At 68.8% G+C, this 12,238-nt stretch carries 12 protein-coding genes; 4 read left to right on the top strand and 8 right to left on the bottom strand.

What is annotated here, in order from left to right; translation table 11 throughout:
* Window positions 1–136: 136 nt before the first annotated feature.
* The 5 genes from STARVERO_RS20730 to STARVERO_RS20710 form a co-directional block, all read right to left on the bottom strand.
* A complete protein-coding gene (locus STARVERO_RS20730; protein ID WP_159601275.1) occupies window positions 137–424 on the bottom strand; it encodes an HPr family phosphocarrier protein in 288 nt (95 codons plus the stop codon).
* Entirely contained in the window at window positions 421–822 is a 402-nt protein-coding gene (locus STARVERO_RS20725) for a PTS sugar transporter subunit IIA (protein WP_159601273.1), read from the bottom strand. Before STARVERO_RS20725 ends, STARVERO_RS20730 begins: the two co-directional genes overlap by 4 nt.
* A 183-nt stretch (window positions 823–1,005) precedes the next feature.
* Window positions 1,006–1,479, bottom strand: coding sequence for an HPr kinase/phosphorylase (locus tag STARVERO_RS20720; RefSeq protein ID WP_159601271.1), 474 nt, complete (start codon window positions 1,477–1,479; stop codon window positions 1,006–1,008).
* Between the two features lie 4 nt (window positions 1,480–1,483).
* Window positions 1,484–3,412 carry a stimulus-sensing domain-containing protein gene (locus STARVERO_RS20715; protein ID WP_159601269.1) on the bottom strand — a complete coding sequence of 643 codons (1,929 nt, stop codon included), beginning with the start codon at window positions 3,410–3,412 and terminating at the stop codon, window positions 1,484–1,486.
* Window positions 3,384–4,082, bottom strand: a complete 699-nt coding sequence (locus STARVERO_RS20710; protein ID WP_144341662.1) for a response regulator transcription factor — start codon at window positions 4,080–4,082, stop codon at window positions 3,384–3,386. Before STARVERO_RS20710 ends, STARVERO_RS20715 begins: the two co-directional genes overlap by 29 nt.
* Before the next feature lie 201 nt (window positions 4,083–4,283).
* Between STARVERO_RS20710 and STARVERO_RS20705 the strand changes: the two genes are divergently transcribed.
* The 3 genes from STARVERO_RS20705 (at window position 4,284) to STARVERO_RS20695 (ending at window position 7,350) form a co-directional block, all read left to right on the top strand.
* The gene (locus STARVERO_RS20705) at window positions 4,284–5,033 is read left to right on the top strand and encodes a HugZ family pyridoxamine 5'-phosphate oxidase (RefSeq protein ID WP_159601267.1); all 750 of its coding nucleotides are present in this window, start codon (window positions 4,284–4,286) and stop codon (window positions 5,031–5,033) included.
* Window positions 5,034–5,166: 133 nt separating this feature from the next.
* Window positions 5,167–6,780: a phosphoenolpyruvate carboxykinase gene (locus STARVERO_RS20700; RefSeq protein WP_159601265.1), complete on the top strand. Its 1,614-nt coding sequence runs from the start codon at window positions 5,167–5,169 to the stop codon at window positions 6,778–6,780.
* A 36-nt stretch (window positions 6,781–6,816) separates the two neighbouring features.
* Window positions 6,817–7,350 carry a DUF3016 domain-containing protein gene (locus tag STARVERO_RS20695; RefSeq protein ID WP_159601263.1) on the top strand — a complete coding sequence of 178 codons (534 nt, stop codon included), beginning with the start codon at window positions 6,817–6,819 and terminating at the stop codon, window positions 7,348–7,350.
* Here the strand turns inward: STARVERO_RS20695 and STARVERO_RS20690 are convergent.
* Window positions 7,347–8,792, bottom strand: a complete 1,446-nt coding sequence (locus STARVERO_RS20690) for a sodium:proton antiporter (protein ID WP_159601261.1) — start codon at window positions 8,790–8,792, stop codon at window positions 7,347–7,349. The two genes, STARVERO_RS20695 and STARVERO_RS20690, sit on opposite strands and share 4 nt — an antisense overlap.
* 194 nt (window positions 8,793–8,986) lie before the next feature.
* Here STARVERO_RS20690 and recR point away from each other — a divergent pair, with 194 nt between their 5' ends.
* Window positions 8,987–9,592: a recombination mediator RecR gene (recR, locus tag STARVERO_RS20685; RefSeq protein ID WP_159601259.1), complete on the top strand. Its 606-nt coding sequence runs from the start codon at window positions 8,987–8,989 to the stop codon at window positions 9,590–9,592.
* Window positions 9,593–9,614: 22 nt separating this feature from the next.
* On the opposite strand, the gene STARVERO_RS20680 is transcribed toward recR, so the two are convergent.
* Both STARVERO_RS20680 and STARVERO_RS20675 read right to left on the bottom strand, forming a co-directional pair.
* A complete protein-coding gene (locus STARVERO_RS20680; RefSeq protein ID WP_159601257.1) occupies window positions 9,615–10,685 on the bottom strand; it encodes a D-alanine--D-alanine ligase family protein in 1,071 nt (356 codons plus the stop codon).
* A 143-nt stretch (window positions 10,686–10,828) separates the two neighbouring features.
* Window positions 10,829–12,193, bottom strand: coding sequence for an AmpG family muropeptide MFS transporter (locus STARVERO_RS20675; RefSeq protein WP_159601255.1), 1,365 nt, complete (start codon window positions 12,191–12,193; stop codon window positions 10,829–10,831).
* Window positions 12,194–12,238: the final 45 nt, after the last annotated feature.

The following is a 12,238-nucleotide window of genomic DNA, read 5'->3' as shown; positions in this document are numbered from 1 at the left end:
CTGACGCGATTGGCGCGCGGATTGGGCGCGGTTGAGCTGGCCGGGTGATAGCAGCCCAGCCTCGCGAAAACAATAACGATATAAAGATGTCTTTATATGACGGCGACCGCGAATGCCGTCGGTGCGGGGCGAAGCTTTACTCGCCCTCGCCGAAACGGTCGGAGACCAGCGCGTCGAGCGCATCCACCGCCGCCTGCGCCTCGGGCCCGCTGGCCTCGACGAGGATGGTCGTGCCCGGCGCCGCGGCGAGCATCATCAGGCCCATGATGGAAGTGCCGCCCACCGTCTCGCCGGCGCGCGTGACGCGTACATCCGCCGCGAAGCGCTCGACCGTCTGGACGAATTTGGCGGAGGCGCGGGCATGCAGTCCCCGCTTGTTGATGATGGCGAGCTCGCGCTGGATGGCGGTCGTCGTCACGGTCACTTCCCGGCCAGCACGCGGCTGGCGATGTTGATGTATTTGCGCCCGGCTTCCTGGGCCTGCGCCACCGCGTCGGCCATCGGCACCTCGCCGCGCACCGTGGCGAGCTTGACCAGCATCGGCAGGTTGATGCCCGCCACCACCTCGATGTCCGGCGAGGTCATCACCGAGATGGCGAGGTTGGAGGGCGTGCCGCCGAACATGTCGGTCAGGATCACCACGCCGTTGCCGCTGTTCACGACGCCGACCGCATCGACGATGTCCTTGCGGCGCTGCTCGATGTCGTCGTCAGGACCGATGGTGATCGTCTCGAGCTGCGACTGCGGACCCATCACATGTTCGAGCGCAGCGCGAAATTCGCTGGCGAGGCGTCCATGCGTTACGAGTACGAGACCTATCATGCTGCTCCGCCGCGCGCCCCACGGCGCGACCGCATTGTTCTTGCCTGGGGCACCCGAGGTATCGAGTTCCGCCACTCCCTTCGCGGGGCGCACATCATCGTTGCACCGCACATGAATGGCAAGTGCCGCTGCGGAAAATCGGCTCCGACGCTCCGGCGGCGGCGCGCTCCCGCACGTTGCGGCTCACTCCGCCGCCGCCCCGGTGAGCAGCAGCGCCAGCACCTGCTGCAACACGTCGCCCGGCGCGAAAGCCGGCAGGCGCGCCATTTCCACCCCCTCGATCACCGTGCGCAGCGCGGCCGGCTCCGGCAGACGCGCGGCATCGGAGGCGCCGAGATCGACGACGAGGTCGACGGCCGTCTCCGCGGCGAAGGGAAGCCGGCGTAGACCGGCCCCGCGGATCTCGATCAGCCCGGCGAGATTGTGCGGCGCGGTGGCGAAAAGCTGCCCCCCGCGACGCGCCAGCACCACGCGGTCGTCCGCCACCAGCTCGGCGGGCTCCGTCATGCCGCTGCGGCCGGCGAGGATCAGCGCGAAGGCGAGGTGCGACTTGCCGCTGCCCGACGCACCCCGGATCAGCACGCCGCGCGTGCCGACCCGGACGCAGGAGCCGTGGACCGTCGCCGGTGGCGTATTGCCCTGCGCATCGGGCGCCATCGCGTCAGCTCGCCGGCAGACGGACGATGAAGCGGGCGCCACCCGGCTTCGCCGGCCGGGCCCGCGGCGCATCCGCCTCGCCATCGGTCGCCTTCGCCTTGACCTTGCCGGCCTTCGCCTTCTTGGGGGCGCCTTCCTTGGGGGCGCCTTCAGCCGGCCGGTTCTCCGCCCAGATGCGCCCGCCATGCGCCTCGACGATCTGCCGCGAGATCGACAGGCCGAGACCGGAATTCTGGCCGAAGCCCTGCTCCTCCGGGCGGTCGGTGTAGAAGCGCTCGAAGATCCGCGCGAGCGCGTGCGGCGGGATGCCCGGTCCGTCATCGTCGACGATGACCTCAACCGCGTCCTTCGTCCGCCGGCAGGTGACGCGCACCTCGCCGCCCTTGGCGGAAAAGGAGCGCGCATTGTCGATCAGATTGTTGATGACCTGGCCGAGGCGGGAATCGTGGCCGGGGATGATGAATTCGCCATTCGCCCCTGGCGCGTGCTCGAAGGCGAGCTTCACGCTCACCTCGTCGCCGCGCACCACGTCGTTGTGCACGCCGGCGACGGTGTTCAGCAGGCGCACCAGATCGACCGGCTCGGCTTCCTGCCGCTGCAGCTCGGCGTCGAGACGGCTGGCGTCGGAGATGTCGGTGATCAGTCGGTCCAGCCGCTTCACGTCGTGCTGGATGACTTCCATCAGGCGGCCGCGCGAATTGTCGGTCTTGGCCAGCGGCAGCGTCTCCACCGCCGAGCGCAGGGAGGTGAGCGGGTTCTTCAGCTCATGCGAGACGTCGGCGGCGAAGCTCTCGATCGCCTCGATGCGCGAATAGAGCGCATCGGTCATGTCGCGCAGCGCGCCGGAGAGATGGCCGATCTCGTCCGAGCGGCTGGTGAAATCCGGGATCTCGACGCGAGAGCGCGTGCGGCGCCGAACGCGCTCGGCCGCATCGGCGAGCTTGCGCACCGGGCCGGCAATGGTGCCGGCGAGCAGCAGCGAGAGCACCACCATCACCGCCATGGCGACGAGGAAGACGCGCACGATGACCAGCCGCTCCGCCGCCACCGCCTCGTCGATCTCGCCGCCCTGGGTGGAGAGCAGCAGCGCGCCGAGAATGGCGCGGAAGCGCTGCACCGGCACGGCCACCGAAACGATGATCTGGCCGCGATCGTTCACCTGCACCGCACTGGCCTTCTGTCCCAGCAGCGCCTCCGTCACCTCGGGATAGCCCTTGCCGTTGCTGGGCCCGAGCTCCTTGTAGAGCGGCAGGTCGCCACGCTCGAACCACATCTTCACGCTGTTCCAGCCGCGCTCCATCCAGTTCGGCTTGGGCGTATTGGGCGCCGGCATGTCGAAGCGCAGAATCTCGCCGCGCGAGTAGAGGGAACGGGAATCGAGCAGCAAGCCCCCGTCGCGGTCATAGATGCGCGCGCGCGTCCCGGTCGGCTCGATCAGGCGCTTCAGCACCGGCGCGACGCGCTCGGGATTGATGGGGAATTCCAGCGGCGCGAAGCCTTCCTCGCCCGGGCCGTAGCTCTCTCCCGCCTGCAGCTCGAGCAGGCGCTCGGGATCGATGGTGATGGCGTTGGTCTCGACCTGCGCGGAGGCGGCAATGGCGCCGGCGATGATCTCGCCCTGCACCAGGAGGCTCTGCACGCGCGCGTCGATCAGCCCGGCACGGAATTCCGAGAGGTAGAGAATACCCGACACCAGCACGCACATGCCGGCGAGGTTGAGCAGGACGATGCGGCGGGTAAGGCTGGAGAAGCTCTTGAAGGCAACGAAGTTCCGCGCCCGCCGCAACGCGGCGAGCATCCCCCTGCCCCGCCCGGCATCGGAGGTTTCGACCGTCTCCTCGGTTTCCGCGACGTCCCTCTCGTCGGTCGCGGTCCGGGTGGATTCGGGATCGAGCAAAGAGCCGCTACTCCTTGAAGCGGTAGCCGACGCCATAGAGCGTCTCGATCATCTCGAAATTGTCGTCCACCACCTTGAACTTCTTGCGCAGCCGCTTGATGTGGCTGTCGATGGTGCGGTCGTCGACATAGACCTGATCGTCATAGGCCGCGTCCATCAGCGCGTTGCGGCTCTTCACCACGCCCGGACGGGTGGCGAGCGCCTGCAGGATCAGGAACTCGGTGACTGTCAGGGTGACGTTCTCGCCCTTCCAGGTGCAGGTGTGGCGCTCGGGGTCCATGCGCAGCAGGCCGCGCTCCAGCACCTTGGCGCTGTCGGTCTCGCGCGGCAGGGCGCCGTCCTTCGGCGCGACGCGCCGCAGCACCGCCTTCACCCGCTCGACCAGCAGGCGCTGGGAGAACGGTTTCTTGATGAAGTCGTCCGCGCCCATCTTCAGGCCGAACAGCTCGTCGATCTCGTCGTCCTTGGAGGTGAGGAAGATGACCGGCATGTCGCTCTTCTGGCGCAGGCGGCGCAGCAGCTCCATGCCGTCCATGCGCGGCATCTTGATGTCGAAGATGGCGAGGTCAGGTGGGTTGGTCTTGAAGCCGTCCAGCGCCGTCGCGCCGTCCGTGTAGGTCTGGATCCGGTAGCCTTCGGATTCCAGCGCGATGGACACGGAGGTGAGGATGTTGCGATCGTCGTCGACGAGAGCGATGGTCGGCATCTGCGCACTTTCCTGTTCGGCGGCGGTACACGGGGCGGTGAACCGCGCCGGCGTGGCCATAATGTGACACGCAAATCGATTCAATCGAAAATAGCGCGATTCAAGGCACATAGCCAATCCAGCCGGCAAACGCTCCACCGAATGCTTGACGTTGCGGCCCGGCACGCTCACCTGTCACGGGCCCGCGCGGAGGATCGCTTCATGTCGCCCATACCCCAGCAGAACAGTGATTTCGACGCCGCGCGCACGGTGAAGCGCCTCGTCCGCGAGAGCCAGACGGGCGCGCTCGCCACGCTCGACGAGGATGGCGGGCCCTACGCCTCGCTGGTGCAGCTGGCCACGCTTCCCGACGGCGCACCGCTGCTTCTGCTCTCCAGCCTTGCCCGCCATACGCGCAACCTCTCCCGGGATGCGCGGGTCTCGCTGCTGGTGGACGAGCGCCGTCATGGCGACGAGTTGCAGGGCGCGCGGGCCGGCCTGCGCGGACGCATCGCCCGCCTGTCGGACGACGCCGCGATCGCCACCGCCCGCCGCCGCTTCCTCGCCCGCCACCCGGACGCGGCGGGCTTCGCCGGCTTCAGCGACTTCGCCTTCTACCGGATCGAGATCGACAGCGCGCATCTGGTCGCCGGCTTCGGGCGCATCGTCGATATCGAGGGGGACGCCCTGCGCACCCCGACCGGCGACGCGGGCGAGGTGCTCGCGGCGGAGGAAGGCGCGGTCGCGCACATGAACGCCGACCATGGCGACGCGGTGCAGCTCTACGCCATGCACCTGCTGGGCACCGGCCCCGGCCACTGGCAGATGGTCGGCCTCGACCCGGAAGGCTGCGACCTGATGGACGGCATCGGGGTGCGCCGCCTTGATTTCGACCGCCGCGTGACCACGGCGCGGGACATGCGCGCGGTGCTCGTCGAGCTCGCCAACCAGGCGCGGGCGGCGGCGGTCTAAAGGTACCGAAGACGGGGACAACCACCGCTTCGACCCGGTTTGGCCACAGAATCGGCGCGGAATTTCAGCCAAAAGGCCCGACTGCCCTCCCATGGTGTCGCATCTTTGTCATGCGTCAGGGGAGGAGCCGACCTTGAATCAAACCGGCACACGCAACGAGGATCACGGCGTCGAGACCATCGGGCTCGACGGGACCGGACGGGTGTTCTGGAATCTCGGCGAGGCCGCTCTGTGCGAGCGTTCCATCGCCCGCGGCGAAGCCCGGCTTTCCAACACCGGCGCCCTCGTGGCCACCACCGCCCCGCATACCGGCCGCAGCCCGGACGACCGCTATATCGTCCGCGAGGAAGCGACCGAGGAAAGCATCTGGTGGGACAATGCCAACGCGCTGTCCCGTGAGAGTTTCGAGACCCTCAAGGCCGATTTCCTCGCCCATGCGGGCGGGCGCACGCTTTTCGCGCAGGACCTGCACGCCGGCGCCGACCCCGCGCACCGCATCGGCGTGCGCGTGCTGACCGAGCATGCCTGGCACGCCCTGTTCATCCGCAACATGCTGCGCCGGCCGGATACCGCCGACCTCGCCGGCTTCCTGCCCCGGCTGACGGTGCTGTGCGTCCCCGGCTTCCGGGCCGATCCGGAACGTCACGGGGTGCGCTCGCCGACCGTCATCGCCTGCGACTTCACCAACGGCCTCGTGCTGATCGGCGGCACGCTCTATGCGGGCGAGATGAAGAAATCGGTGTTCAGCTATCTCAACTACGTGCTGCCCGAACGCGGCGTGCTGCCGATGCACTGTTCCGCCAATGTCGGCGCCGAGGGCGACGCCGCGCTGTTCTTCGGCCTTTCCGGCACCGGCAAGACGACGCTCTCCGCCGACCCGGCGCGGGCCCTGATCGGCGACGACGAGCATGGCTGGAGCGCCGAGGGCATCTTCAACTTCGAAGGCGGCTGCTACGCCAAGACCATCCGCCTGTCGGCCGAGGCCGAACCGGCGATTTACGCCGCCAGCCAGCGCTTCGGTACGGTGCTGGAGAACGTCGTCCTCGACAACGATAGCCGCGTGCCCGACTTCAACGACGCCTCGCTCGCCGAGAATGCCCGCGCCGCCTATCCGCTCGGCTTCATCGCCAACGCGCGCGAAGATGGCCGTGGGGGCACCCCGAAGAACGTCGTCATGCTGACCTGCGACGCCTTCGGCGTCCTGCCGCCCATCGCCAAGCTGACGCCGGCGCAGGCCATGTACCATTTCCTCTCCGGCTACACGGCCAAGGTGGCCGGTACGGAGGCCGGGGTAAGCGAACCCAAAGCGACCTTCTCCGCCTGCTTCGGCGCCCCCTTCATGCCGCGCCACCCCTCGGTCTACGGCAACATGCTGCGCGACCTCATCGCCCGCAACGAGGTCCATTGCTGGCTGGTGAATACCGGCTGGATCGGCGGCCGCGCCGGCGTCGGCCAGCGCATCCCGCTGGAGACGACGCGCCGCCTGCTCGCGGCCGCTCTGGGCGGCGAGCTCGACGGCGTCGAGTATCGCACCGACGCGAATTTCGGCTTCGCGGTGCCGGTCGCGGTCGAGGGCGTGGAGACACGCCTGCTCGAGCCCGCCCGCAACTGGCCGACGCGTATCGACTACTCGATGGCCGCACGCCGGCTGGTCGGCATGTTCACGTCCAACTTCGCCCGCTTCGAGAAGGCGGTCGACGACGAGGTGCGCGGCGCCCAGCCGGGGATGGCCATCGCGGCGGAATAGGGCGACACTCCAGCCTCCCGCATCACGGAGGCGGCCATGCGCCGAACCGGAAACCGTTCTGCCCGGCCCCGTATCCTGAGTGCCACCCTGATGTTCGGAGCGGCGCTTGTGCTGCCCGCCGCCGCGCAGGCGGCGACGACGGTCACCTTCGTCGCGCCGCAGACCTACCGGGACGGCAACCTGTCCTGGGGTCCCGTCCAGCAGCGACTGACCCTCGACGGGCTGGAGCGCATCATCAAGCGCCTCGCCGGCGAACACCTGCCGGCGGGCTATGAACTCGACATCGCCGTGCTCGATCTCGATCTCGCCGGCAAGGTCGACCCGCTGCGGTCGCGCACGGGCGAGCTGCGCGTGATGCGGCAGGACACCTGGCCGTCGATGAAGCTCGCCTACACTCTGCGCAAGGGCGGGCGCGTCGTCGCGCGCGGCGAGGATACGCTGCGCGCGATGAACTACCTCGCCGACCCGGTGGCCCGGCGCTCGACCGAGCCGCTGCGCTTCGAGAAGGCCATGCTCGACCGCTGGTTCCGCCGCACCTTCAGCCCGTCCGGCGCGCGGCCGCTCGGCTAAAGGAAATAGAGCCAGGTCAGCAGCGCGAAGCAGGGCAGCAGGAAGAGGCCCGACCACGCCATATAGCCGAAGAAGCTCGGCATGGGCACGCCGCGGCTCTTGGCGATGGCGAGCACCATGAAGTTGGGCGCGTTGCCGATATAGGTCAGCGCCCCCATGAACACGGCGCCGGCCGAGATCGCCTCCAGCGTCACCGCGTATTTCGTCATCAGCTCCTGCGCGTCGCCGCCGGCGAGGTTGAAGAAGACGAGATAGGTTGGCGCGTTGTCGAGGAAGCCGGAGAGCAGGCCGGTCATCCAGAAATAGCCGGCGTTCACCGGCCCGCCCGCCTCGTCCGTCACCAGCGCCACCAAGGGGGCGAGCGCGCCGTTCGCGCCGGCCTTCAGTATGGCGATCACCGGGATGATGGTGAGGAAGATGGCGGCGAAGAGCTTGGCCACCTCGCGGATCGGCTCCCAGTCGAAGCCGTTGCGCTCGCGGATGAAGGCGGGCGTGATCCAGATCGAGATAGCGGCCAGCCCCAGCAGGGCGACGTCGCGCATGATCGAGGGCAGCGGCACATGGGTGCCGAGAATGTCGAACTCGATGCCGGGTTGCCACAGCGCGCTCATGAGGATGGCGCCGATGACACCGGCAAGCAGCGGCAGGTTGCGCAGCCCGCGCAGGCCGAGCCGCTCGGTCTCCGGCGTGGGATCGGCCTTGTGCGGAAGGCCCTCCTCGCGCGCGTAGAAATAGCGATCGAGCAAATAGAAGACGGCGAGCAGCAGCACCGCGATCAGCGCGGTGTCGTGGAAGAGGTGCTGCATCGTCCAGAAGAAGTCGACCCCCTTGAGGAAGCCGAGGAACAGCGGCGGGTCGCCGAGCGGGGTCAGCGAACCGCCGATGTTCGACACCAGGAAGATGAAGAACACCACGGTGTGGACGTTGTGGCGCCGCTCGTCATTGGCCCGCAGCAGCGGGCGGATCAGCACCATGGAGGCGCCCGTCGTGCCGATGATGCTGGCGAGCACGGTGCCGATGGCGAGCAGGCTCGTATTGACCGCCGGGCTGCCCTTCAGATTGCCGGTGAGCAGGATTCCGCCGGAAATGGTGAACAGCGAGAACAGCAGGATGATGAAGGGGATGTATTCCAGCAGCGCCGCATGCCCGACCTCGTAGACCGCGAGGCCGGCGCCGAAGGAGGCGACGAAGGGCACGAGGAAGGCGAGCGCCCAGAACAGTGCCACCTTGCCGTAGTGATGGTGCCAGAAATGGCCCGCCAGAAGCGGGATGACGGCGATGGAAAGCAGCATGCCGACGAAGGGGATTCCCCAACGCAGCGGCAGGCTTGCCCCCTCCAGCCCCAGCCCTTCCGCCGCCTGCGCCGGCGCGCCGCAGGCCATCAGCATCAGGACCGCCAGACAGACGGCGACAGGCACGGCGGCGGCTTTCGTCGTCGGCATCGAGCTCCCCCAGCGGCGGACAGACCGTTCGTTCCGGGTTAGCAACGCCCCTTCCGGGTGTCGAGCAAAACCGGAACGACCTTCGCCGATGTGACCCGGATCGTGCTTCGCGACGCACCAGAGCTTGGCGGGCGGCGCCGGCCTGCGCTAGACGAACGGTGTCGGCCGGTCGCAACCCCGGCCATGAGGATGCCATGCCCCGCGCTGTCGCCGGCCCCGAGATCGAACGCCTGATCCAGCTTCTCGCCCGCGTGCCGGGGCTCGGCCCGCGCTCGGCGCGGCGCGCTGCCCTGCACCTCATCAAGAAGCGCGAGCAGCTCATGAGCCCGCTCGCCAGCGCCTTCGAGGACGTGCTCGGCAAGATCTCGACCTGCCGCGTCTGCGGCAACATCGACGTGCGCGACCCATGCTCCATCTGCACGGACGACACGCGTGATCCCACGCTTCTCGTCGTGGTGGCGGATGTGTCCGATCTCTGGGCACTGGAGCGCGCCGGAGCGCTGAACGCGCGCTACCACGTGCTCGGCGGCACGCTCTCCCCGCTCGACGGCGTGGGGCCGGATGATCTCAACCTGAAATCACTGGTCGAACGCGCCCATGGCGGCGCGGTCAAGGAAGTGCTGCTGGCCCTCGGGGCCACGGTCGACGGCCAGACCACCGCCCACTACATCATCGAGCTGCTGCGCGACGCGAACGTCAAGGTGACGCGCCTCGCCCACGGCGTGCCGGTGGGCGGCGAGCTCGATTATCTCGACGAGGGCACGCTGGCGGCGGCGATCAAGGCCCGGACGTCGCTGTAGGCAGGCATCGCGGGCGAAAGCCCTACCGCGCCGCCCGCGCCAGCCCGTGCGCGACCAGCCGGTCGATGAGCTCGGGATAGCTCACCCCGCTCGCCGCCATCGCCTTGGGATACATGCTGATATTGGTGAAGCCCGGGATGGTGTTGAGCTCGTTGACGAGGATGCGCATGTCCTCAGTCACGAAGAAATCGGCGCGCGCCATGCCGTCGCAGCCGAGCGCGCGGAAGGCATCGGCCGCCATCGCCTGCAGCTTCGCCTCGACCTCGGCGGGAAGCTGCGCCGGCACGATGATCGCCGCGCCGTCGGCGTCGATGTATTTGGCGTCGTAGCTGTAGAAGCCGTGGTTCTGCGCCGGGCGGATCTCGCCGGGGCGCGAGACGAACAGCTCGCCATCGGGCTGCTCCAGCACGCTCAGCTCGATCTCGCGGCCGCGGATGAACTCCTCGGCGACGAGCTTGCGGTCGTAGCGGAAGCCTTCGGCGAGCGCCGCCGCATATTCCTCCTCGGAGTTCACCTTGCTCACCCCGACGGAGGAGCCCTGCCGCGCCGGCTTGATGAACACCGGCAGGCCGAGCGTGCCGGCGAGCTCGGCGAAGCTCGGCTCCGCCCCCTGCCGGATGGTGACGGCGCGGGCGGTCGCCAGACCGGCCTCGAGATAGAGCCGCTTGGCGATGTCCTTGTCGAGCGCGGTGGCCGAGCCGAGAATATCGCAGCCGACCAGCGCCACCCCCGCCACATCGGCCAGGCCCTGCACCGAGCCGTCCTCGCCGGGCAGGCCGTGCAGCACGGGGAAGAGGAGGTCGATGGCGGGCAGCTCATGCGGCACGCCGCCGGCCGGCAGCGCGACGAGGCGCCCCTTGCCGCCCGGCAGCAGGCAGAGTTCCGTGCCGCTCTCCGGCGTCTCCAGAACGCCGCCCTCGAAGCGGCTGGCAAGCCAGCGTCCGTCGCGGGTGATGAAGACGGGAACGGCGTCGTACTTCCCGGGGTCCAGCGCCTGCATGACGTTGGTGCCCGACATCACCGAGACGTCGTGCTCGGCGGAGCGCCCGCCATAGAGGACCGCGATGCGCAGGCGGCTGGATGAAGCGGTCACGGCAGGCTCCGATGGGAATGGCATTGGCCGGAAGAAGACGCCGAGCCCGAGGCTGGCTCCGCCACCGTCGGCGGAGCGCGGATGCGGGCTCACGGGACAGTTCGGATCGTCTCGGTTAACAGCGGCTTAACGAGCCCCGCGCGTCAGGGCCCGCCCTGCGCCTCGAGCTGGCGGAAATGCCCGCGCGCCTGGAGATAGGCGAGGATGGCGAGGCCCGGCAACGCGGCGAGCGCGGTGACGGCGAAGAACAGCATCCACCCGGTCTCCTGCGCCACGAAGCCGGCGGAAGAGGCGAGGAAGGTGCGCCCCACCGCGGCGAGCGCGGTGAGCAGCGCGTATTGGGTGGCGGTGTGGGCGCGGTCGCCGCACAGCGCCGAGATGTAGGCGACGAAGATCACCGTGCCGATGGCACCGGTGAAGTTCTCGATGATGATGGTCAGCGTCAGCGCGCCGAGATCGACGCCCATCCAGGCCTGCCAGGAGAAGACGAGGTTGGAGGCCATCTGCAGGATGCCGGCGATCCACAGGCTGGTGGACAGCGGCAAAGCGCGGGCGATGAGGCCCCCGGCGAAGCCGCCGATGAGCGCCGCCGCGAAGCCAACCCCCTTCACGATGCCCGCATAGGCTGCCTTGTCGAAGCCGATGTCGATGACGAAGGCGCCGGTGAGCACCCCGGCGAAGGCGTCGCAGAACTTGAACAGCACCACGAACAGCAGGATGGCGATGGCGCTGGGCCGGGAGAGGAACTCGCCGAAGGCTCCCACCGCCGTCTCGCCGATGCGCTTGAAGACGTTCTCTTCGTGCTTGATGACCGGCTCGCCCGCCGGCTCCTTCGCCATCAGGGAGGCGAAGAGACCAACGCCGACCATCAGCGCGGCGGCGAGGTAGCCCCAGCCCCACACATCCGCGCGCGGCACGCCGAGCACCTCGAACCACGCGACCAGCAGCACCACGCCGGCGCCCGAGGCGAGCATGCCGACGCGGTAGGCGGCGACATAGCCGGCCATGCCGGCCGCCTGCTCGCGGGTGTCCAGGCTCTCGACGCGGAAGGCATCGACCACGATGTCCTGCGTGGCGGACGCGCAGGCGACAAGGAAGGCACCGAGCGCCACGTGCCAAGGGGACAGTACCGGGTCCTGGAAGCCAAGCCAGACGATGGCCACGGCCAGCAGCAACTGGGTAAACACCAGCCAGCCGCGCCGCCGTCCCAGCCAGCGCCCGAGCAGCGGCACGTCGAGCGCGTCGACCAGCGGCGCCCAGACGAACTTGAAATTATAGGGTACCCCGACCAGCGCGAAGAGGCCGATGGTGGTGAGGTTCACCTTGGCCTCGGCCATCCAGATGGTCAGCGTGGCGCCCGAGAGCGCCAGCGGCAGGCCGGAGGAGAAGCCCAGCAGGATGACGATGAGCACACGCGGCCGCAGATAGACGGCGAGGCTGGCGAGGAAGCCGTCATCCTCGTCCCGTGCGTCGGGCTGTCGGGCATCGGGGCGGGCAGCGTCGGTCATGTCCGGCTCGCTGGGCTGTCGGGGCGATTCGCGCGGGGCGCGCAA

The sequence above is a fragment of the Starkeya nomas genome (assembly GCF_902703545.1).
Taxonomy (GTDB): domain Bacteria; phylum Pseudomonadota; class Alphaproteobacteria; order Rhizobiales; family Xanthobacteraceae; genus Ancylobacter; species Ancylobacter moscoviensis.
Note: the sequence above shows the minus strand (reverse complement) of the source record. Positions and strands in the feature narration are given on the sequence as shown.

Excerpts from the sequence above, each read along its gene's own strand:
- STARVERO_RS20710 (WP_144341662.1), bottom strand. The coding sequence starts at position 4,082 with ATGCCGACCATCGCTCTCGTCGACGACGATCGCAACATCCTCACCTCC.
- STARVERO_RS20695 (WP_159601263.1), top strand. The coding sequence starts at position 6,817 with ATGCGCCGAACCGGAAACCGTTCTGCCCGGCCCCGTATCCTGAGTGCC.
- recR (WP_159601259.1), top strand. The coding sequence starts at position 8,987 with ATGCCCCGCGCTGTCGCCGGCCCCGAGATCGAACGCCTGATCCAGCTT.
- STARVERO_RS20705 (WP_159601267.1), top strand. The coding sequence starts at position 4,284 with ATGTCGCCCATACCCCAGCAGAACAGTGATTTCGACGCCGCGCGCACG.
- STARVERO_RS20720 (WP_159601271.1), bottom strand. The coding sequence starts at position 1,479 with ATGGCGCCCGATGCGCAGGGCAATACGCCACCGGCGACGGTCCACGGC.
- STARVERO_RS20725 (WP_159601273.1), bottom strand. The coding sequence starts at position 822 with ATGATAGGTCTCGTACTCGTAACGCATGGACGCCTCGCCAGCGAATTT.
- STARVERO_RS20675 (WP_159601255.1), bottom strand. The coding sequence starts at position 12,193 with ATGACCGACGCTGCCCGCCCCGATGCCCGACAGCCCGACGCACGGGAC.
- STARVERO_RS20690 (WP_159601261.1), bottom strand. The coding sequence starts at position 8,792 with ATGCCGACGACGAAAGCCGCCGCCGTGCCTGTCGCCGTCTGTCTGGCG.
- STARVERO_RS20715 (WP_159601269.1), bottom strand. The coding sequence starts at position 3,412 with ATGGCGTCGGCTACCGCTTCAAGGAGTAGCGGCTCTTTGCTCGATCCC.